The sequence below is a fragment of the Vibrio sp. 3-2(1) genome, from assembly GCF_963887575.1.
In the GTDB taxonomy this organism is placed as follows: Bacteria; Pseudomonadota; Gammaproteobacteria; order Enterobacterales; family Vibrionaceae; genus Vibrio; species Vibrio anguillarum.
This window is the reverse complement of record NZ_CAWPGB010000001.1, coordinates 64,880-87,444: the sequence shown is the minus strand read 5'-3', so window position 1 is coordinate 87,444 and position 22,565 is coordinate 64,880. Positions and strand designations below refer to the sequence as shown.

The following is a 22,565-nucleotide window of genomic DNA, read 5'->3' as shown; positions in this document are numbered from 1 at the left end:
TACCTTGAGCCAATCATTACGCATTGTGTTTGCAGGTACTCCGGACTTCGCCGCCCGTCATTTGGCGGCGTTGTTGTCTTCGGAGCATGAGGTTATCGCGGTGTACACTAAGCCCGACAGCCCGGCAGGGCGCGGTAAAAAACTGACCGCCAGCCCAGTGAAACAGATGGCCGTTGAGCACAATATTGCTGTGTATCAACCAGAGAACTTTAAGAGCGACGAAGCCAAGCAAGCGCTCGCCGATCTCAACGCAGATTTAATGGTAGTGGTCGCCTACGGATTACTGCTACCGAAGGCCGTACTTGATATGCCAAGGCTTGGCTGTATTAACGTACACGGTTCCATTCTGCCACGGTGGCGTGGTGCCGCACCGATCCAACGCTCGATCTGGGCGGGAGACAGCGAAACAGGTGTAACCATCATGCAAATGGATGTCGGCCTAGATACGGGCGATATGCTCAAAATTGCTAAGCTGCCGATTGAGGCAACAGACACCAGCGCTTCTATGTATAACAAACTGGCCGAGTTAGGCCCACAAGCGTTGGTAGAATGCATCGCCGATATCGCCAGTGGCAAAGCGATTGCCACCCAACAAGATGATACATTGGCTAACTACGCACAAAAACTTAGCAAAGAAGAAGCCAAAATCGATTGGTCAGCGGATGCCGCTTTTATTGAACGCTGCGTGCGCGCTTTCAATCCATGGCCAATGAGCCATTTTGATGTGGCTGAGAACAGCATTAAAGTATGGCAAAGTCGCGTTGAAGCACAAACCAGCGACCACCCTGCAGGCACGATTGTTCAAGCCGATAAATCGGGTATTTATGTGGCAACCGGCAACGGCTTACTGGTGCTTGAGCAGTTGCAGGTTCCGGGCAAAAAAGCGATGTCAGTGCAAGACATTCTCAATTCGCGCGCAAGCTGGTTTGAAGTCGGCACACAACTTAGCTAAACCTTAACGAGGGCAGAGATGCCCTCATTGATTTTCATTTATTTAAAGTCGGTACTTCTATGAATGTTCGCGCAGCTGCGGCTAACGTGTTGTTTCAAGTGGTTGATAAAGGCCACTCACTTTCTCACGCACTTCCTGCGGCGCAAAAAACCATCCGCCCAAGAGACCACGCTCTGTTGCAAGAGATCTGCTATGGGGCTTTGCGTTATTTGCCTCGTTTGGAATCAATTGCCAATGAGCTAATGGACAACCCACTGAAAGGGAAAAAGCGGGTTTTTCACCATCTTATTTTAGTTGGTATCTACCAATTGAGCTTTATGCGCATTCCCGCTCACGCCGCAGTAGCCGAGACGGTTGAAGGCACCAAAACATTGCGCGGTGAAAATTTAGGTGGGCTAATCAACGCCGTATTGCGCAGCTACTTGCGCGATCAAGAAGCACTGGACGCTATCGCCGTTAGCCACAACGCAGGCAAATATGGCCACCCAAGTTGGCTACTTAAACTGTTACAACAAGCGTACCCAGAACAGTGGGAAACGGTTGTGCAAGCGAACAATCAAAAAGCGCCAATGTGGTTGCGCGTCAACCGTCAGCACCACACTCGTGATGAATATCTTGCACTACTAGCTAGCGAAAATATCGAGTGCAGCGTGCACTCTCACGCCGCCGACGCAATAAAACTCGCTGCACCTTGCGATGTAACGCTTTTACCCGGTTTTGATCGTGGTTGGGTATCGGTGCAAGATGCCGCTGCGCAGCTAGCGATTGACTACCTTCAACCTAAAGCAGACGAGCTTATTTTAGATTGCTGCGCCGCCCCAGGGGGTAAAACCGCGCACATCCTGGAGCACACACACGATACTGAAGTGGTTGCGATTGACAGCGATGCAACCCGCCTTGAACGCGTCTATGACAACTTAGAACGCCTGCAACTTCGCGCTGATGTGATCTGCGGTGATGCTCGTTATCCTGAAGAATGGTGGCATGGCGAACAATTTGACCGAATTTTATTAGATGCACCTTGCTCTGCCACTGGGGTTATTCGCCGTCATCCAGACATCAAATGGCTACGTCGTGGTAGCGATATTGAGGCATTGGCTCAATTACAAAGCGAAATACTGGACGCAATGTGGAAGCAATTAAAAGTCGGTGGCACTATGGTTTACGCAACCTGTTCGATCACTCCACAAGAAAACAGCTTGCAGGTCAAAGCCTTCTTAGAACGAACTCATAACGCTCAATTAGTGGGTTCCGATCGTGAGCAGCCGGGGCGTCAGATACTCCCCGGAGAAGAAGATATGGACGGTTTTTACTACGCAGTATTAACCAAACAAGCGTAAATTCGACGCACATTGGCAGCATTACTGCTGCCTTTTCAGTGGCCGATATTCGGCAGGTAGAAAGAGAACAGAGTATGAAAATCATTATTCTTGGTGCAGGTCAGGTCGGTGGCACACTGGCCGAAAACTTGGTCGGCGAGAACAATGACATCACCATTGTCGACAAAAATAGTGACCGCTTGCGCGAGCTGCAAGACAAGTACGATTTGCGGGTGATTCATGGCCACGCCAGCCACCCTGATGTACTGCGTGAAGCGGGCGCACAGGACGCGGACATGCTGGTTGCGGTCACCAATACCGACGAAACCAACATGGCGGCATGCCAGGTGGCGTTCTCTTTGTTTAATACGCCCAACCGAATTGCGCGTATTCGTTCTCCTGAATATCTGCTTGAAAAAGAGACTTTGTTTCAGTCAGGCGCGATCCCGGTGGATCACCTTATCGCCCCTGAAGAGCTAGTGACGAGCTATATTGAACGGTTGATCCAATACCCCGGCGCACTGCAAGTGGTGAGTTTTGCCGAAGAGAAAGTGAGCCTAGTGGCTGTGAAAGCTTACTACGGCGGGCCATTGGTGGGTAATGCTCTTTCAGCGCTACGTGAACACATGCCGCACATTGATACCCGCGTCGCGGCCATTTTCCGCCAAGGTCGGCCGATTCGCCCGCAAGGCACCACAATTATTGAAGCTGACGATGAAGTGTTCTTCGTGGCAGCCAGTAATCATATTCGCTCGGTCATGAGTGAGCTACAGCGGCTGGAAAAAACCTATCGTCGTATCATGATTGTTGGCGGGGGTAACATTGGGGCAAGCTTAGCCAAACGTTTAGAGCACAGCTACAGCGTTAAACTGATTGAGCGTAATTACCCACGTGCAGAGCAGTTATCGGAAGAGTTAGAAAACACCATAGTATTTTGTGGTGATGCGGCGGACCAAGAGCTGCTAACCGAAGAGAACATCGACCAAGTCGATGTATTTATTGCGCTCACCAACGAAGATGAAACCAACATCATGTCCGCCATGCTCGCTAAGCGTATGGGTGCGAAAAAAGTGATGGTACTTATCCAGCGTGGCGCGTATGTCGACCTCGTACAAGGCGGCGTAATTGATGTCGCGATTTCACCCCAACAAGCCACCATTTCCGCACTGCTGACTCACGTACGTCGTGCCGATATCGTTAACGTCTCTTCGCTACGCCGTGGCGCGGCAGAGGCGATTGAGGCAATTGCACATGGCGACCAAAACACCTCTAAAGTGGTGGGACGCGCAGTGGGTGATATTAAACTGCCACCGGGCACAACCATTGGCGCGATTGTGCGTGGTGAAGAAGTGTTAATCGCCCATGACCGCACTATTATCGAGCAAGATGATCACGTGGTGATGTTCTTAGTGGATAAAAAGTACGTGCCCGATGTGGAAGCCTTGTTCCAACCTAGCCCATTTTTCCTATAGGTCATTGGCGTCATGCTGAATTTACGCCCCATTTCATTCGTTATAGGACTCGTGCTATCTAAGCTCGCCCTATTTATGTATGTGCCGACACTGGTCGCTTTTTTTACCGGTACGGGTGGCTTCCTTGATTTTGCTCAAGCGGTCATCATCACTCATATTGTCGCCTTTATCTGCTTAAGCTTAGGGCGTACCGCGCACTTTAAGCTCAGCGTGCGCGATATGTTTCTCATCACCAGCTTAGTGTGGACGGTTGCCAGCGCTTTCGCGGCGCTCCCTTTCGTCTTTATCAACCACATCAGCTTTACCGACGCCTACTTTGAAACTATGTCAGGGTTAACCACTACAGGTTCAACCGTGCTCAGTGGCCTTGATAATATGCCGCCCAGCATCTTGTTGTGGCGTTCTATTCTGCAATGGCTTGGTGGGGTTGGGTTTATCGTAATGGCGGTAGCGGTATTACCAATGCTCAATGTGGGTGGGATGAAACTGTTCCAAACCGAATCGTCTGATTGGTCCGATAAAAGTAGCCCACGCGCCAAAACTGTCGCGAAAAATATTGTGCTGGTCTATTTGGTACTGACCTTACTGTGCTTGATTGGCTACATCCTCACTGGCATGACGCTTTTTGAAGCGATCAACCACTCATTCACCACCTTGTCGACTGGTGGATATTCCACCTCCGACGGTTCGATGAACCACTTCTCAAACGGTGCACACTGGGTAGCAACGCTGTTTATGTTTTTGGGGGGCTTGCCCTTTCTACTGTTTGTTGCTGCGGCACGAAAACAAAATATCAAAGTGATCATAAAAGACGCACAAGTTCGTGGATTTGCTTATCTTTTCCTAATTGCCAGTCTCATCATTGCGTTGTGGCTGAATCTCAAACTAGGCTACTACTGGTTGGACGCCCTGCGAGTGGCGATGTTTAATATCGTTTCAGTGGTCACGACTACTGGTTTTGGTTTGGAAGATTTCACCGCCTGGGGCGCACTGCCAAGCACGCTGTTCATCTTCTTAATGGCAGCAGGAGCTTGTTCCGGCTCAACCTCTGGTGGGATTAAAGTGTTCCGCTTCCAAATTGCGATGACGCTGCTCAATAAACAAATTATGAAGTTGGTCCATCCATCAGGCATCTTCGTACAGCGCTATAATCATCGTCCGGTTAATGATGATATTGTCCGCTCAGTCGTCGCTTTTGGTTTAACCTTTTTCATCACTGTCATTGCTATCGCAGGCGCGCTCAGTGCAATGGGCCTTGACCCTGTCACCAGCATTTCAGGTTCCATCACAGCAGTGGCCAACGTTGGTCCCGGAATGGGCTCGGTGATTGGTCCAACGGGCAACTTCGCACCACTGCCTGACGCAGCAAAGTGGGTTCTGAGCTTAGGGATGTTGATGGGGCGTTTAGAAATTTTGACGATTATCGTTCTGTTTTTCCCTGCATTTTGGCGACGTTAAGATGAAGACAATACCTGTGATAATAATGCTGTTAAGCATGACAGCAAGCGCAGCATCTTACGCGCAAGTTCTGACCTTAGAAGATGGCCGCCAAGTGAAACTCAATGATGATTTCACATGGCAATATGTTGAACCGCAATCAATGTCGCAGGAAACCGTCATTCACGCGGCCCCTATTGCTCAAAAAGCCCGAGCAACCACCTTTGAGATGGGGAGTGAAAAACCGATTTTACAACTGTCAGATTCTGGAGTGGAAGTGGTACTCGGCGCGGCTTACTACCAAGGAGATACACTCGTTATCCCAACAGCCATCACCAATCAAAGCTCGCAATCTGTCATTGCGGTAGTGCTCAGCATCACTCTTTATGACGAGCAAGGTCAACTGCTACTCACTCAGCAGTTACCTATTTGGCAATCCATTAAACGGATGGCTGATAGCTATTTACGCCCACAAACTCAAGCGCAAGGAAAGCCGATTACCCTTCAGGTTGATCGCCAGCAAGGCTATCAAATTTCGACCAACATTGAGCGGGTTGAAATGCGTTAGGCACTTACTGGGTGAACAAAAAGGTAAACCGCAAAGAAGTGACAAGCACTGCCACCTAGCACGAATAAATGCCAAATCGCATGGTTATAGGGAATGCGTTTCGCTACATAAAAAATCACCCCGAGCGAATAGACCAAACCACCAACAGCAAGTAGCACCAAACCACCGACCTCGATATTGAGCGCCAGTTGGTAGATCACAACCAAGGATAACCACCCCATCGCCAAATAAGTCACTAGTGAGAACTTTTTAAAACGGTAGACAAAGGCAATTTTCATGATGATACCGAGCAGCGCCAGCAGCCAGATCACCACCATAAGACCTATCGCCAAAGGAGTGCGAAGGCTAACCAACAAAAAGGGTGTGTAACTTCCGGCAATCAGTAGATAAATGGCACAGTGGTCGAACGTTTTTAGCCAGCGTTTGGCTTTCGGTGTCGCAACGGAGTGATACAGCGTTGAAGCAAGGAATAACGCTATCATGCTGCCACCATAGAGACTCATGCTGATATAAGTCAATGCATCGGCCTGCGCACTTGTTGCCTTGCTCAGCAGCAAGACTAAACCAACAAAACTAAGCAATAGCCCCAAACCATGACTCAGTGCATTCGCCCGTTCTTCACCAGCACCATAGCCGTCATTGTCAACAGCAGACATAAACACCATACCAAAAGCAACAAAATGTGGGCTTAGTATTGCACACCTCAGCTTACAGTTGTAAGCCTAAATGCGAATTTCGTAACGAACGGGTATCAAGGAGAGCGATAAATCGCGAGTTTTTTGTAAACGACATAGGTACCTCCTATTTAACAAAACGCGATGTAATACCGATCAGATGACAAACTCAACCAAGCATCTCACACAATTTTAAGCTTTATTTGCAAGAATATTCATCTCAACAATCGTTCAACTATCGATCAATTCAAAACTTGGTGCTAATCTAACTACGATATGAAAGCATATCGTTATTCCTGAATCATTATTTGGATTGGCGAGAGCCAGAAGAGCCACCCTTCAATTATGAAGCTCAACTCATGGTGATTCAGGCCATTAGATTGGCAATGGATGTGCCTGACCGTTAGGTTAATGAATGCGCCCAACAGCTGTCAGGTTTTCGCACACAAACCGTAGTGCAATGCGTCGTCGTAGTGGTTTTGCTGCTGCTCCGACTGCAAAAAAAGTCGCTCCAGCAATGACTTTAGTTGAAAAAAATGCCCTTACTGCATCGAGCACAACTAATGTTGTTCAGGCAGCATAATTAAAAAGCGCAGCTAAACCCTGCGCTTTTTCTTTGCGCTCAATTGGACTTCAATCCGCAATTTGATACCTTTACTCAAAATACTTATAAAAATTGGGGAAAAGAGAATGCAATGTCATCGAATTGAAGAGCTAATTGAACTACTTGCGCCTGAATGGCAACAAGATCAGCAGCTCAATTTAGTGCAATTCATCACCAAACTGGCTCAAGAAGCGGGTTATAAAGGACCTTTAGAAGCGCTTACAGATGATGTATTGATCTACCATCTAAAAATGCGCAACAGCGCCAAAGACGAAATGATTCCTGGCCTGAAGAAAGATCAGGAAGATGATTTTAAAACAGCCATTTTACGCGCGCGTGGCATTATAAAATGATGTTGCCCCTGTGATAGTGATCAAGATAGCGGCCTTATTAGGTCGCTTTTTTATTATTAGCGATAAGCCTCACGAGTTGAGGCTTTATTGTTAAAGGTTGATAGTGTTAAAGAAATAAAATTGTTATTGGCGTTATACTTGCCGCTTAATAAATAAAGATTGAACAATGATAATTTCTCATCTTGGTATTGTACCCAAAGAGAAAACAGCAATGTCGCAGAGTGTGAACTAAAAGAAATCACACCTTACAGCCCAACAAGGATCATTTCATGAGTCAGGACAAAATCGATATAAAGGATGTGACTCCTAAAATATTCAACCCCAAAACTCACAAAGGCAACGGTGACCGTTTTAACCCCAGCAACCGTATTTATGTGCGCGAAAGTAAAGGTACTTATCAACAACTCCGCCGCTATGGTGGCTGGTTTTTACTGCTGCTTTTTACTTTAGTACCGTGGATCTCTTATGGTGATCGCCAAGCGATTTTGCTCGACATCGGCCACCAGCAATTTAACTTTTTCGGCACCACACTTTACCCACAAGACCTAACTCTACTGGCCCTGTTGTTTATGATTGCGGCGTTCGGCCTGTTTTTTATTACCACTTTTCTTGGCCGTGTCTGGTGTGGCTATCTGTGCCCGCAAACTGTGTGGACATTTATCTACATTTGGTTTGAAGAAAAACTCGAAGGCGCCGCCAATAAACGCCGCAAGCAGGACTCAGGAAAACTCACAGCTAATCTTGCTATAAGAAAAGCCATCAAACACATTGCTTGGCTGGCGATTGCACTCGGTACTGGTTTTACTTTTGTCGGCTATTTCGTCCCGGTACGCGAACTCGTGGTGAACTTTTTCACACTCGATGAAAGTTTCTGGCCCGTCTTCTGGGTACTCTTTTTCACCCTTTGTACTTACGGAAATGCAGGCTGGATGCGTTCGATCGTCTGCATCCATATGTGTCCTTATGCTCGCTTTCAGTCTGCGATGTTTGACAAAGATACCTTTATTGTTGGCTATGACAGCAAACGCGGTGAAACTCGTGGGCCACGCGCTCGTAAAGCCGATCACAAAGCACTCGGTTTAGGTGACTGCATTGATTGTGATTTGTGCGTACAAGTGTGTCCGACTGGCATCGATATTCGTGATGGCTTGCAGTACGAATGTATTAACTGCGGCGCTTGTATTGATGCGTGCGATACCACGATGGAACGTATGGGCTATGAAAAAGGGCTCATCAGCTATACCACGGAGCACCGCCTCTCCGGCCACCACACCAAAATACTCAGGCCTAAATTACTCGGTTATGGCACGGTACTGCTGGTGATGTTTGGCTTATTCATCGCTCAAGTAGCCAGTGTTGATCCGGTCGGCTTAAGTGTATTGCGTGATAGAAACCAGCTATTTAAAACCAACAGCAATGGTGAAATTGAGAACACTTACACCTTGAAAGTCATCAACAAAACTCAGCAAACGCAAGAATATAAGCTTGACGTGAAAGGGCTATCGGACGTCTCTTGGTATGGTAAACAAACCATCCAAGTCAAACCAGGAGAGGTATTGAACCTACCAACCAGCCTTGGCGTCGCTCCTGACAAACTCAGCTCTCCTATAGCGACGATTCAGTTTATACTCACGGACAGTAACCAATTCACGATAGAAGTTGAGAGCCGGTTTATTAATAAACTCTAACTTCGTAACGAATGGAAAAGGGCTCAGTAATGGGCCCTTTTTAATCATGACCAAAGCTTCTTTCCATTTTGATGCACTCACCCCTGATACCATGTGGTATGCCTTAGAAAGCATCGGCATTCGTGCTGAATCAGGATTTCTGGCACTCAACAGTTACGAAAACCGCGTTTATCAATTCATCGATGAAGAACGCCAACGCTATGTGGTGAAATTCTATCGACCTCAGCGCTGGAGTGTTGAGCAAATTCAAGAGGAGCACGATTTCACACGCGAGCTGTACGCGGCGGAAATTCCGATTGCTGAGCCATTGCTCATCAACGGTGCAACCTTACATCACTATCAGGGCTATCATTTCGCGCTGTTTAACAGTGTGGGTGGGCGGCAGTTTGAAGTGGACAATATGGACCAATTAGAAGGCGTGGGCCGATTTCTTGGACGCATTCATCACATCAGTGCCACTCGTACATTTGTTCATCGCCCGACCATCAGCTTAGATGAGTATCTTTATCAACCCAAACAGCTATTGGAAAATGCGTCCTTCATACCTCAGCACTTGCAAAATACCTTTTTCAGTGACTTATCGTTATTGATCAACAAAATTGAACAGCAATGGCCAGCAAAATCCGCGGCCATCCGCTTGCATGGTGATTGCCATCCAGGCAATATTTTGTGGCGAGATGGGCCTATGTTTGTCGATTTAGACGATGCTCGCAATGGACCAGCAGTACAGGATTTGTGGATGCTACTCAATGGCGAATTGCAAGATAAGCGAATGCAGTTGGACATTATCTTAGAGTCGTATCAAGAGTTTCACGATTTTAATCCAGTCGAATTGAAACTAATTGAACCGTTACGCGGTCTACGAATGGTGCATTACATGGCATGGTTGGCCAAACGATGGCAGGACCCTGCTTTTCCACTCGCCTTCCCTTGGTTTAATGACCCTAAATATTGGGAAAGCCAAGTGCTTGCGTTTAAAGAACAAATAGCAGCATTAGACGAGCCTACGCTCTCACTAATGCCACAATGGTAAGTCACCTTGAAGCAATAAATGGAGTACACAATGAAGAAGCTTTTTGCACTGGTTGCAACCTTACTGCTGAGCTTATCGGCTCATGCGGCCCAATTTAAAGAAGGTGAGCATTATAAAGTGCTTGATCTTGAGCCCTCTAAAAATCCAACCGTGACGGAGTTTTTCTCCTTTTACTGCCCACACTGCAATACCTTTGAGCCGATCATCGCCCAACTGAAAAAGCAGCTCCCACAAGGGGTTACTCTGCAGAAAAACCATGTTTCTTTTATGGGTGGCTCTATGGGTAAATCAATGAGTAAAGCTTACGCCACCATGCTTGCCCTCAAAGTTGAAGACCAAATGGTGCCCGTGATGTTTAACCGCATCCACACGATGCGTAAACCACCAAGAGATGATGCGGATCTACGCCAAATCTTCCTAGACGAAGGTATTGATGCAGCAAAATTTGATGCCGCCTTTAATGGTTTTGCCGTCGATTCAATGGTGCGCCGCTTTGACAAACAGTTCCAAGAAAGCGGCCTTTCAGGTGTGCCTGCTGTCGTGGTTAACAATCATTATTTGGTGCAAGGACAAGGTGTTAAATCGACCAATGAATACTTCGAACTGGTCAATTACCTACTGACCAAGTAATCATTCAAAAATGAGGAGCAACGGCTCCTCATTTTTACTTAATCAAGTTCAACCTTGCAGCGCTTTCTCATACAACCAATATTGAAACACAAGCCATCGCAGCACAAAACTGTGTATGTCTAAGACAAGGCTCACCCTTCATTCATAAAACGGTCAGATTAGTTTTATCGTGTCGTCATCCAAGTTTATTCATATACTTAACCACTATTGAATCAAAGTATGGAAACTCCTAATGAATAAATACCTGTCCATGACGCTTGTTAGCGCTCTGGCTTTTCATGTATCTGCCGAACTGGCTCCAGAAACAGGTTTAAGTGGTGAGATTGCCATTAATACTATTTTTGCATCTTCCCAATCATCATTTGATACGGGTGGAGATGAGCGTATTACATCACTCGAAACAAAGAGTAGCCGGCAGTCAAACTTTGCCGTTGGGCCTTTGGGTAACCTTGCTTACACCTTCGGGGACAAACGTCAACAACAGGTTTATCTAGGCACCTCACGTGATGATATTGCCGTCGGCACTTTAGCGCTTCAGCTGGGCTATCAATATGAGATGGAGACAGGTACCGTGGTTGATGTGGCTTTTTTGCCGACCGTGATGTCTGGAAAAACCTGGGCTAACCCTTACCAACTAAACAGTCAGCGCCAAGAAACCGATGAGTCAGGAAATGCCTACCGATTAACATTCAATAGTATTCAAGGCAGCCCATGGACTATCGATGTCGCTTACGCGACCAAAGAGATCGACAACGATCAGTTTCCAAGCCCTGAACTGGCTCGTGATGGTAAAAGTTACTACCTAAAAGGGCAGTACCGTTACTCTCTAAGCCCAACCAGTTTGTTACTACCCTCCATCACTTATATCAACCACCAAGCGGATGGCGACGCCAATACTCATCACTCTTACGCCGCCGATCTCTCCTACTTCACGTTTATCAATCGCCATAAACTGGCACTGACCGCTGGTTATACCAAGCGCGACTATCAAGGTGGAAACTCACTGTTTAATCAGACTGTGCGTAATGACGATGAGCTGAGCCTATTCTTCGCCTACGAATACAGCCAATTTATGGATTGGGATGATTGGTCATTAATCGCTTTAGCCGGTTATAACCAATCGAGCTCAAACCTCTCGTTTTACGACGAATCGTCTCTCTTTACAGCGCTAGGGTTAAATTACCAATTTTAAGTTCATTACACCGCTTGTGCGGTCAGTTGTTTCAACAATCGGTCCATCGCTCGATAGCCGAGCGCTTCCGCTAGATGGGGCTTAGCAATCTGCTCGGCCCCTTCTAAATCGGCAATCGTACGCGCCACTTTGATAATGCGATGATACGCGCGGATGGAGAGCCCTAAGCGGTGCAGTGCATTTTCCAAAAATTCGGCGTCAGCCTTAGTTAAAGGGCAATACTGTTCAATTTCTCGGCTCCCCAACAAAGCATTGACCTTGCCATTACGAATCACCATCCGTTCACGAGCAATCAACACTCTTTCTTTAACCACAGCCGTTGCTTCACCTCTTTCGCCGCCATTTGCCAGCATTCCTTTGGGAAGCGAGGGGATTTCAATCGACATGTCAAAGCGATCAAGCAATGGCCCCGATAAGCGTCCCAAATAGCGCAAAATACTCTGCGGGTTGGCTCTGGCTTGCGTGCCTTCGTAATAACCGGTTGGGCTGGGGTTCAACGCACCCACTAATTGAAAGCGAGCTGGAAAACGCGTTTTGCCTTGCGCTCTTGAAATAATAATTTCACCTGACTCTAATGGCTCACGCAATGAGTCGAGCACTTTTCGTTCAAATTCCGGCAATTTCCTAACATCAAGTTTGAGTAATAAATATTGTCAATTTGAGGCTTTGAGTGTTGTCCGTGTTAGTGGAGCGCATCGCTTCAGATGCTAGCGAAACGGTAGGTCATTCATTTTTCTATTTAGTCGAGAAAGTAGCTATGTTATCTGTTCAATCTGACGTCTTCATCTATCCCTCCTCATGAATGAATATTCACTGAATCGTTAGGGGCAACTACTGATTCAGTCACAAAAATTCAGATAGAGAGCAAAACTACCAGCTAAAACCGTTATGCCCCAAAATGGCTTGTGTTAAGTTGTGGTAAATGATCTACCACAACTTAAGGCTTTGATTGAAAATTCACCAAAGGCGTATCAAGACCATCTGTTATGGCGCGTTAGTGTCGAGTAGACGACACCTGTTACCAAGTGTCGTCCCTCTAAGAACCCAGCGTGCAACTTTCACCGCACTAGGCTCAAGCCTTCACAAAGGCACCTGATGGCACCCAGCAACTTATAAAGCAGTGAGAGCAGGCTCATGCCAAGAGTTACGGCATGGCTTCTTTGATTTTCTCTTTGCCAAGTATTCTTGGTATTGAGGGTCAAAAGGTGTAGCGGCACTCCTGATTTTCACATGTCTCTCTATTGGCACCTTGGCTATTTGAAACAGATTGAACTGACAATCCATATCCATGATCTTCTGCCAACCGTGAAATTGCCATTGACCTTGACGGTTGATGAAGTATTTAAGGGCAATCCAAGTTCTAGATTTTGTTGGATGACGCCTTTTAGCCCAGAACCATAACGTATGGAATAGCTTGTGACCTACATATCCGAATACCTGTTTAGCCACGCAGTGTCGATAGTAATTCGACCAGCCCCTGAGTTTTGGATTTATCAGTTTGATAAGATCGTTAACAGGAATGGTTGCGTGCTTTTTGATGAGTTCGCGCAAGTTACTCAAGAACAGTAGTGTGTTGGATTTGCTCGGTTTAACGAGCAATTTCCCTTTGTACTTCCTATGATTAAAACCTAGGAAATCAAAACCTCTGTTGATGTGGGTAATGTGCGTTTTCTCTTCAGAGAGTGTTAAGCCTCTTTCTGCTAAGAAATCAGCGATCAACGGTTTGATATCGTTCTCCAGCACTTCCTTTGAAGCACAAGTGACGAGGAAATCGTCGGCGTATCCAATAAAGTTGGCTCTAGTGCCCTTTTTGAGTGCGGTGGACTTTATGCGTTGCTCAAGCCCTGCAAGAGTCATTAGCATCAAGGTTGGGGATATAACCCCACCTTGTGGTGTTCCCTCGTCAGTGCGATAGAACAGCCTTTTGTCCATAAAACCAGACTTTAACCACTGTTCCAACATACGTTTGTCTATGGCAATGTTGTTCATAAGCCATTGATGCCCGATCTTGTCGAAACAAGCTTTGATGTCTCCCTCAAGAACCCATTGAGCAGATCGTTTCATAACCAAGCATTTGAAACACTGCTCTATAGCATCGGCAGTGCTGCGGTTTGGTCTAAACCCATAGCTGTTAGGGTCAGCAAGTGTTTCTGATATTGGCTCTAGTGCAAGAAGATGAAGCGCTTGCTGCGCTCTGTCGATCATGCAGGGAATGCCAAGTGGCCTGAGCTTGCCGTTTTTCTTGGGGATGTAGATACGCTTGAGCGGTTTGGCTTGATAGGCTTTTCTGCTCAGTTGATTGACTGCTTTCATGCGACGCGTATCTGTATTCCAAATGACGCCGTCAATTCCAGGCGTTTTACTGCCTTTGTTTTGTGATACCCGCTTAACAGCAAGAAGTTTTGCCGAACGCGAGTGAGTCAGTATCCATTGCAACGCTTTCGCTTTGCCGTGTCTACCTTCTCGTGTTGCCTTTGCAATACGCATCTGAAGCTTTAAAACGTTAGATTCTACGACTTTCCAATTTATGGATCGCCATTGAGCACTGTCAGGAGAGGCACTAATCTCTTTTGAAATCATCATTTGCGTTCCTCCTTGAATAAAGTTCTTCAAATTCTCTTACAACGGAAGACCAGTCGGAAGTCAGCTCACTTTCGTGATCAGATAGAGATCTGTATCTGCATCGTTACAATGCAGCCTTCGCTTTTTCCAACATCCTCTACCTGCATCACTATCGGCCACAGAGGCTTTCCCTTAGGGAGCGATACAGGCTTACCGTGTTCCGTATGTCGCGCAATGTCAGTTTAGATGCCCGCTATGGTGCGGAGAGTTCAACGATCACGAAAGAGCATGGGGCAATCTCTTTCCGACTCTCTTGCCTTTTGGCTACAGCGTGTTAACCACTTCCGCTGCTCATTGATTAACGCACCTTGGACGGATTCACATTTGTTCATCATGCTGACTACCTAGCACTCACCCGATTTATGTGGTTATCAGGAGGATCATCCTCTCACGATTTCAATCCCGATTGGCAAATGCCAACCTTCGTTACATTGTCAGAGCCGCTACTTTATTCAGGCTCCTAGGTTCATCTGGTGATACAGATGGTTCACGCGTTGAGCGGTGAACAGCGCTTCATACGACCTCACGTCGCACGCCCCATTATCATTCAGAGTAAAAGCTCGCTTAACGGAAGAGTTGATGCCGTTATAAACGCGATCGCCATGTTATCAATTATGGATAATTGCTTCAGAAATCGATATGTCGAATCGCCCACGTTGTTTAAGAGCCTGGTTACACTCACGATCGTATATTTAATACGTCGGTATATTTCTTAAAGTGATCGCGTTTTCTATTATTGTCTTTGCAAGGAATATGTTAAAAAGCTAACCAGGATGAAAGGCAGTTTATGATAACTAAGCTTAATGCCTGTAAAGAAATTGAGGGTTATTTACTCGCTTCAACAAGACCTTGCAGCAAGCGTTAAAGGGGGAAGGCGATTCGAATCCGATGAGAAAATCAGTGCTACCTCAGCAGGTAGTCGATAATTAAACATGGACAGCTCAATAAACCTTCAGGCTGATCGAGTTGTCCATTTTACGCATCCTTAATATTGAAATTGCTTACTATAGATAATGAAATTAACAGGCTGTTAGTTAGTCACTACCTGTATTCTATTCCAAGTTGCTATCGCTCTTTTTAACAGAAACTTTTACATCTTTTAAGCCAGCATCTTCAAGTTGTCGTTTAATGTTTTTCTCCATTGACACCTCACTTCCTTCTTCTTGTGGTATCGAGGTTTGTTCAAAGTACAACTCGCCAGTATATTGATCTTCTGCGTAAAACATCCCCTTTACACGAGCTTTTTTCGGGGCTAATACCTTACCTAACCAGTAACGGGTATCGTAGGAGCCTCCATTTTTTGCAATCCAGTTCCAATCCCAAGTTTTATTTAAACCTGGGATATCACGATGATCCCATTGAAATTCTAAGCTTTTATCCTCGCCGGAAAAACGACCAATAGAAAAAGTACTGCTGATGGTAGGTCTATCTTTAGGATGCGTTAGCAGACCATTACCTCCCCAGCGCATAAAACCATTAAAACCAAGATCGTAAGAAACATCTGCATCAAAGACATAAGGATAAGATATATCTGCACGATATACATTTAAAAGTACTTTCAACGCACTATTAGCAGGGACCACTGGTCTAGCTTGCATAGAAACAGTATTACTCTCATCACCACCACTCGCAGTCCCCCACTCCTGCGTCGAACCTATAGTAACCGAGATAGACTTATCCACACCTCCGGTAACTTCTGGACTTTTGAAAGCAGTGCTAACTGCAACACTTTCACTGAAACCGTAATTATTACTCTGTGACCAATTTGTTGATGTTTTATAATTTATATCTATTACGTATTGCTGAGGGATGCTTGTTTTGTTGATTGCGGTAGATGAAATAGTATTGATCAGTTTTTTATTCGAATTAACAATCGAACCGTCAATTTTAAATGATGTAGGATCCATGGTATAAGAAAAGTTGTTGACTATGAGAGTACTTTTCTCATCGCAACGATAACCATCACAAGGTCCATTATTACCACGGACTTTCCAAGCGTTTGCGTTGGAATCCCACCAAACTTTCACATCTTGTCCGACTTTTTCGAAAGCAGAACCTCCAGCCCAAGCGTACCCCATCATATGAGCTAATTGGAAGCTAGGTATAATAAAATTCTGCTTATCATTAAGTAGGTTCCATTCTACACGCTGCTTCGAACCTTCCTCGATATAGACAGGGTCAAACTTGAGAATATTTACATCAGCCTTAAGCGGATAGCAAGCTGTTGAATCTGAGGATCCTTTTTTGATCTCTCCTTTGTAGCCTGGGCCCATTATGATCCAACCATCTGCCAAAGTAACATAAGACCATTTACCTAACTTGTTCATTATAAAGTCTTTGAATCGTAAAGCTTCATCACGAGTTATAGCTCTAAAATTAGGTTTGCACGTTTCAGCTCCAAGATTGTAATGAATCTCAGCTAGATCAGGGTAAAATTGAGTATTATCTGATGCTAATACTGAAGGTGTGTAAGTAAAAGGCAATAAACATAATAAAGTTAGTGTTTTTTTCACCGAAATCTTCCTTCTTTTATCATTAGTTGGAAAAATAACCATAATATATTTTTTTAAAAAAAACATTAATAGGGATGTATAGATTTAGTAAATGTGAGATGTTAGTTCAATTTTATTCGTCCTACCTAATTTTAATAATAAATAGCAATCTACTCATGATTGATTTTTATTTAATGGGTTGTAATTTTACAGAAGTGGAATGAGTAAAATTAAAGTCAATTATTAATGGAAAAACTTACTTTATTACAGTTTGTGACAATCTAATGGTGTGTTAATTTGAATGTATATAAAATACTGTTGAATGCATTTTAACCAATTTATATTTTTGGTTTGACTTATAAAATGATTATCTAGATGTGTAATGAAAAAAGTAAGTAAATTAATCTTTGCGGTACCTATCATATTCTCTCACATGCTGAGTAAAGTGACTTTAATAGCCTCAGTATTGGCTTTCAATCCGGACAAAATGAAGGTTTGGATCAAAATTTAGGTTCCAATTTTTCAGAAAAAGAAGAACAAGGCCTTATGGGCGTATATGCTTCGCTATCTTCTCAGTAACTAATAATGTCTTCGTGGAAACTGAATTTTCAGGAATGAACACTGGAAAAAACTCTCTTTAGTTTAATCGTCTTTAAAGTCCATTATACTCATTCATTAGAAATGTTTTTATGCATGTTAGGTGTTTAAGGACCAAACATGTGTTGGAGAGAGAGCGCCTTCTAACTGATTGATTTTTTTACAAATATATCTAATATTTGTAATAGGGATTCTAATTTCAAAAAAGAAATTTAAATATCGTATTTTTGAGAGCGGACAAGACTAATCGATGGGCTATCGCTCTACTGACAGTAGTTTATGCTATTGCTTCTTATAATGTTATCGGGTTCATAAGTGATAGCTTTTTAGATAGGTAAAGCCTTGTTGCGTAAATAGATGGAACTAAGCCTCTAATCTACGATCTGATCAGCTACATTGGCCTTCCATCGTAGTATCATGCCTAGACCTCGTTACAAAACAACTAACTGGAAACAGTATAACAAAGCTCTGAATAGCGGTTAGAGAGGGCCATGAACACTTCGACTGAACCAGTTGTTAGGCGGGAAATTACACCTGAAGAGCTACAACGCTCAGGTTGATGAAACTTACTCAATGCCCGAAACTCATGATATCGTTTTAGAATCAAGCTCAATGGGGTCGGTATACCTTCTCTCTGAATTAAGTAACAAAGCCTATAACGCATCAAGTTCATGTACAGGTTCTTCAACCTTATCTTTAACGTAGGTTCTATTATTCAACGCTATTCTCTATCTCTGATTTCCAATCTTTAACCTCAACATTACGCTCGTCAAGCATCAATAACGCGGTCACATAGATAGCTAAGGCAAGTTTGTCAGGTAACTCTGCCGGTTCATCTGAAATCACGAGAGGCGCGGATTCATTTAAAGAATAACTAGGTTCAGGTGTTTTCCTACATACGATACTATCGCATGTATGGGGATAGAGATAATTCGCCTCGGCTCTGACAAACCCACACACTAGGGCATAGAAAAGTGCAACAACGCAAACTCGGAACAACATATAAATCATCCTAACTAAAACAACAAAGAAAGCGACTGCAAACTATTTAAGTTAATCATTTCGGCAAAGTAATAAAATTCCTCAAATGCTAAAGGTGGTGCACATAGATAACCCTGCACTTCAACGGAATCGCAGGTTTCATGAATAAAGCTCAACTGCTCTTCTGTCTCTACTCCTTCTACCACAAGATTGACGCCAATGGCGCTTGCAATGCCGCACACTCCCTCCAGTATGGAACGGCTAACCTTGCAACTTTCAATATCTCTGACAAACGAACGGTCTACTTTTAATGTATCTATTGGAAGCATTTTTAGCGTACTTAGAGAAGAATAACCCACACCGAAATCATCAAGAGCAATTGATATACCCTCTTTCCTCAACCTCTCGAGGGAAGAAGTAAGCTCCGTATAGTTTTCGATAACTTGTGTCTCAGTAATCTCTATTTCAACTAACGAGGTAGAGAGACCAAGCTCATTCAGTAAAACGATTAACTGCTCAACATGAGCAATATTTATAAGTTGTTTGTAGTGGTAGTTAATAGAAACACCGATATCATTCAAAGCATGAGAACGTGTCCAACACAAACAATAGTTAATTGCTTTTTTAACTATTTGACTTGTCATTTCTTCTAGAAGGCCAAATGACTGAACTTTATTTAAAAACCGATTTGGAGCGATAACACCCGAATGATAAACCCACCTTGCTAATACTTCACATCTGACCACTTTACCTGTATCGAGAGACATAATTGGTTGAAAGTAGGGTTCGAATTCATTGTTCCGCAAAGCTATTTCTATATTTTCTTTGGAGACTATCATTCAACCTCGCTCTAATTTCATCAAAACCGAGGGAGCTTATAGAAAGTTCAATAATCATTCAAGATGAAATTAAAACCAAACAAAAAAATCATCAATATAAACAATAAAGATAAATTATTAAGAAATATAATCAATTGTATAAAAATATTACCAAAAATAATGTTTGATCATTTATAAAATAACCATTATTTTCTACACCTAAAAACAGGAAGAAAAACAATGAGAAAAGCAAACATACTTATAGGTTTTATTTTAATAACACCTAATTTAGTGAATGCTGAAACGAATTATTTCAATAGTTTTAGTTTTGGATTACAAGCAGGGCAAAATAATGGCCTTGAGCAATATTTAGGCTCATCATACGCTAAAAAAGGTGAGCAAGACCTTGTCGGTGGATATGCGACGTTAACGACAACATTCAACAGACACGTATTTTTTGAAGCCGAATTTACAGGAATGAGTACGGGCAAAACCCAATATCGAGATCATTATGCGGGGCTCGGTATTAACGGTTACGCTAATGGTGCTTTCCCATTTCTATCATTGGGTATAAATCGAATTGATGTAGAACGTGGGAGTGGCAAATTTAATGAGTACAGTCCCTCTGCTCACCTTGGCGTAAAGTTTGTCCCTATCAGCTTCTTAACATTGACTCCTAGCTATCGTTACTCTCATGTTGATAAAGATCCGATGAATAAATTCTCTTTGACAGGTGAAATAAACTTTACAGATCACTTCGCTCTTGAGCTCGGTGCTAGCTATAAAACTTATCGAGAATCTGAACAATGGTCTGGTATTTCTGGTTTAAAATTCTATTTCTAAATAAACCAAGTAAATGACTATATCAGGGCAACTGTATTTATCTTAGTTGCCCTGAGGCTTTGATGTGATGGAAAGTTATTTGACTTACTTGGCTAAAGTAGACAAGTGGGATATCGCAAACGATGTTTTTCGTAGATACAACTTACGCAAGCCGAAATCAGAATATCTTGTGAAATTGTTACTCGAGTTTAAAGCTAAAGAAGCTAACTCTAGGCTATGACAATTCACTGCTTGCTGGCTCCTCAAATCCTTTACTCTCAAAATCTGACCATTCATAATCGCGACTCATCACTGCGTTGTTGAGTTATTTATATTCTCTAACGTTGAATTTAATTAGTCTCAAAAAGGGTTCATTTCGCTATGTTTAGTCGTCTAAAACTGAGTGTACAACTCTATATTTCTTTTGGTGTTATCTTGCTGTTACTGTCTGTCATCTCTCTTACCTCCCTTGCAGGCTTTAACCAAATGCAAGCTGGGTTTGTAGATTACAGAGGGCTGGCAAGGGATACCAATTTGGCAGGTCGAGTTCAGGCTAATATATTGACAATGAGATTAGCCGTACTCAACTACATTAACACGCAATCCGATAACTCAATCACGCAATATGAAGACCGGAAATCCCAAATCGTGGATTTCCTGCAAGAAGCAGAAAAAGAAATTCAGACCCCCCAAAGAGCCGCTTTGGTGCAAAGCATCATCTCGGAAGTCGATGACTACCAGCATGGTTTTGAGCAAGTGGTTCAGTTGTTTGGAAAAAGAAATCAAATCGTAAAGGAGAAATTGGAACCAAATGGTTTGACCATGCGACAAGCACTATCAGACATTATCGTCTCTGCCTACAATGACAACGACGCAGAAGCTTCATTCTTTGCGGCACAATTACAAGAACACCTTTTACTGGCTCGCCTTTACGTTACCAAATACCTGGTTACTAATAGCCAGGAGGATGCCCAAAGAGCCCGGCAGAAGCTTTCTGATGAAATACCAGTATTCCTGAAAAAGCTGGATAACAGCCTTCAAAACAGTGTCAGGCGGGCTCTGCTCATGAAAGTCACGGATAGTCATTCGCAATACCTTGAGGCATTTAATAGTGTCGATAGCACTATAAAAGAGCGGAACGACCTCATCAACAACACCTTAAATGTTATTGGAGCAAAGGTGGCAGGTGATATTGAGAAAGTAAAACTATCCGTAAAAAATGACCAAGATGTGCTGGGTCCTAAAGTGCAAACGGATACAGAGAATAACTTAACCATCATTATCGTAACCTCTTTGATTGCATTTATCCTGGGCGCTACGGTTTCTGTATTCATGCCTAAAATGATTATACGTCCGATTGGCGGAGAGCCTCGGGAAATGATGCAGTTAGCAGAACAAATTGCTAATGGTGACTTAACCCATCAATTTGACAGCAAAGTACAATCTGGCAGTGTATATGCTTCCCTGAGAGATATGTCCACCAACCTGAAAGCGCTCATTAGCCAGATTCTGGAATCTAGTCAGGTATTGGCTTCAACGGCTGAAGAAACCTCGGTTGCCTCTGAGCAAACCACCGCAGCGGTTGCTAATCAGCAAACTGACACAGAGATGGTGGCAACTGCAATCAACCAAATGACCAGTACCGTCAATAATGTTGCACATAATACGGAAAATGCTGCACTGATATCGAAAGAAGCGCATGACAAGACTGAAGAGGGCATAACTATGCTCAATAACAGTATGGCATCGATTGACACTTTGGTTAATAATGTCACGAGCACAGCACATGATATGGACGCACTGGTACAAAGTACTGACCAGATTGATCAGGTACTTACAGTAATACAAACCATCACTGAACAAACAAACCTGCTGGCACTTAATGCTGCAATTGAAGCAGCCAGAGCAGGTGAGAATGGCAGAGGTTTCGCGGTAGTTGCAGATGAAGTAAGACAATTAGCCCAAAAGACGCAAGATTCAGCTGCCGATATACAAGACATTGTCTCTACGGTTCAGGGAGCGGCGAAAACGTCAGTGTCTAAGATGCAAAAGAGTGTTGAGCAGGCAGAATCCACGAGCTCGGTTTCTCGAAGAACAGTCGAAGCTTTCGAAGAAATTAATATTGCAATGGCAAAAATTGACGACATGATGGCTCAGATTTCAACTGCATCAGAAGAGCAAGCTCAAGTTAGTGAAGATATCAACAAACGAATTTTGCACATTAGCGAAGTGTCGATAGAAACTTCAGCCAGCTCTCAACAGTTGCTTGCGGCAAGTTAGGAAGTTGCTCGTTCTGCTGAAACATTGACAG

At 44.0% G+C, this 22,565-nt stretch carries 18 protein-coding genes and 1 pseudogene; 13 read left to right on the top strand and 6 right to left on the bottom strand.

Features of this window, described 5'->3' with window-relative positions:
* The first annotated feature begins 4 nt into the window (after positions 1 to 4).
* The 5 genes from fmt (at position 5) to AACQ79_RS00360 (ending at position 5,748) form a co-directional block, all read left to right on the top strand.
* A complete protein-coding gene (gene fmt / locus AACQ79_RS00380; RefSeq protein ID WP_017043682.1) occupies positions 5 to 952 on the top strand; it encodes a methionyl-tRNA formyltransferase in 948 nt (315 codons plus the stop codon).
* A 59-nt stretch (positions 953 to 1,011) separates the two neighbouring features.
* On the top strand, positions 1,012 to 2,292 hold the full coding sequence (gene rsmB / locus AACQ79_RS00375) for a 16S rRNA (cytosine(967)-C(5))-methyltransferase RsmB (RefSeq protein WP_019283078.1): 1,281 nt from the start codon (positions 1,012 to 1,014) through the stop codon (positions 2,290 to 2,292).
* 74 nt (positions 2,293 to 2,366) lie between these two features.
* A complete protein-coding gene (trkA, locus tag AACQ79_RS00370; protein WP_064624051.1) occupies positions 2,367 to 3,743 on the top strand; it encodes a Trk system potassium transporter TrkA in 1,377 nt (458 codons plus the stop codon).
* 12 nt (positions 3,744 to 3,755) lie between these two features.
* Complete coding sequence (locus AACQ79_RS00365; RefSeq protein WP_017043680.1) at positions 3,756 to 5,201, top strand: TrkH family potassium uptake protein; 1,446 nt, start codon at positions 3,756 to 3,758, stop codon at positions 5,199 to 5,201.
* Position 5,202: 1 nt separating this feature from the next.
* Positions 5,203 to 5,748, top strand: a complete 546-nt coding sequence (locus AACQ79_RS00360; RefSeq protein WP_170899529.1) for a DUF3157 family protein — start codon at positions 5,203 to 5,205, stop codon at positions 5,746 to 5,748.
* On the opposite strand, the gene trhA is transcribed toward AACQ79_RS00360, so the two are convergent.
* A complete protein-coding gene (trhA, locus tag AACQ79_RS00355) occupies positions 5,745 to 6,404 on the bottom strand; it encodes a PAQR family membrane homeostasis protein TrhA (RefSeq protein WP_445285846.1) in 660 nt (219 codons plus the stop codon). The two genes, AACQ79_RS00360 and trhA, sit on opposite strands and share 4 nt — an antisense overlap.
* Positions 6,405 to 6,882: 478 nt before the next feature.
* On the opposite strand from trhA, the gene AACQ79_RS00350 reads away from it, so the two are divergent.
* The 6 genes from AACQ79_RS00350 to AACQ79_RS00325 all read left to right on the top strand — a co-directional run bounded on the left by AACQ79_RS00350 (position 6,883) and on the right by AACQ79_RS00325 (position 11,922).
* The gene (locus tag AACQ79_RS00350; RefSeq protein WP_268877562.1) at positions 6,883 to 7,005 is read left to right on the top strand and encodes a hypothetical protein; all 123 of its coding nucleotides are present in this window, start codon (positions 6,883 to 6,885) and stop codon (positions 7,003 to 7,005) included.
* Between the two features lie 107 nt (positions 7,006 to 7,112).
* Complete coding sequence (locus AACQ79_RS00345) at positions 7,113 to 7,379, top strand: YihD family protein (protein WP_170899527.1); 267 nt, start codon at positions 7,113 to 7,115, stop codon at positions 7,377 to 7,379.
* Positions 7,380 to 7,648: 269 nt separating this feature from the next.
* Positions 7,649 to 9,067, top strand: a complete 1,419-nt coding sequence (gene ccoG, locus AACQ79_RS00340) for a cytochrome c oxidase accessory protein CcoG (RefSeq protein ID WP_017046352.1) — start codon at positions 7,649 to 7,651, stop codon at positions 9,065 to 9,067.
* 46 nt (positions 9,068 to 9,113) lie between these two features.
* On the top strand, positions 9,114 to 10,100 hold the full coding sequence (locus AACQ79_RS00335; protein WP_170899526.1) for a serine/threonine protein kinase: 987 nt from the start codon (positions 9,114 to 9,116) through the stop codon (positions 10,098 to 10,100).
* A 30-nt stretch (positions 10,101 to 10,130) separates the two neighbouring features.
* Complete coding sequence (locus AACQ79_RS00330; protein WP_170899525.1) at positions 10,131 to 10,730, top strand: thiol:disulfide interchange protein DsbA/DsbL; 600 nt, start codon at positions 10,131 to 10,133, stop codon at positions 10,728 to 10,730.
* A 232-nt stretch (positions 10,731 to 10,962) separates the two neighbouring features.
* The gene (locus AACQ79_RS00325; protein ID WP_170899524.1) at positions 10,963 to 11,922 is read left to right on the top strand and encodes a DUF2860 family protein; all 960 of its coding nucleotides are present in this window, start codon (positions 10,963 to 10,965) and stop codon (positions 11,920 to 11,922) included.
* Between the two features lie 5 nt (positions 11,923 to 11,927).
* Here AACQ79_RS00325 and AACQ79_RS00320 read toward each other — a convergent pair.
* From AACQ79_RS00320 to AACQ79_RS00300, 5 genes and pseudogenes are all read right to left on the bottom strand, one after another.
* Positions 11,928 to 12,566, bottom strand: a pseudogene (locus AACQ79_RS00320) (ATP-binding protein); the annotation flags it as partial.
* Positions 12,567 to 13,032: 466 nt separating this feature from the next.
* On the bottom strand, positions 13,033 to 14,505 hold the full coding sequence (ltrA, locus tag AACQ79_RS00315; protein ID WP_064624040.1) for a group II intron reverse transcriptase/maturase: 1,473 nt from the start codon (positions 14,503 to 14,505) through the stop codon (positions 13,033 to 13,035).
* Positions 14,506 to 15,596: 1,091 nt separating this feature from the next.
* On the bottom strand, positions 15,597 to 17,057 hold the full coding sequence (locus tag AACQ79_RS00310; RefSeq protein WP_064624035.1) for an aerolysin family beta-barrel pore-forming toxin: 1,461 nt from the start codon (positions 17,055 to 17,057) through the stop codon (positions 15,597 to 15,599).
* A 1,287-nt stretch (positions 17,058 to 18,344) separates the two neighbouring features.
* Complete coding sequence (locus AACQ79_RS00305) at positions 18,345 to 18,635, bottom strand: hypothetical protein (protein ID WP_064624033.1); 291 nt, start codon at positions 18,633 to 18,635, stop codon at positions 18,345 to 18,347.
* Positions 18,636 to 18,649: 14 nt separating this feature from the next.
* Positions 18,650 to 19,453 carry an EAL domain-containing protein gene (locus AACQ79_RS00300; protein ID WP_064624028.1) on the bottom strand — a complete coding sequence of 268 codons (804 nt, stop codon included), beginning with the start codon at positions 19,451 to 19,453 and terminating at the stop codon, positions 18,650 to 18,652.
* 219 nt (positions 19,454 to 19,672) lie between these two features.
* Between AACQ79_RS00300 and AACQ79_RS00295 the strand changes: the two genes are divergently transcribed.
* Together AACQ79_RS00295 and AACQ79_RS00290 are read left to right on the top strand one after the other, a co-directional pair.
* Positions 19,673 to 20,275 carry a hypothetical protein gene (locus AACQ79_RS00295; RefSeq protein ID WP_064624025.1) on the top strand — a complete coding sequence of 201 codons (603 nt, stop codon included), beginning with the start codon at positions 19,673 to 19,675 and terminating at the stop codon, positions 20,273 to 20,275.
* A 360-nt stretch (positions 20,276 to 20,635) separates the two neighbouring features.
* On the top strand, positions 20,636 to 22,534 hold the full coding sequence (locus AACQ79_RS00290; RefSeq protein ID WP_064624023.1) for a methyl-accepting chemotaxis protein: 1,899 nt from the start codon (positions 20,636 to 20,638) through the stop codon (positions 22,532 to 22,534).
* Positions 22,535 to 22,565 lie beyond the last annotated feature (31 nt).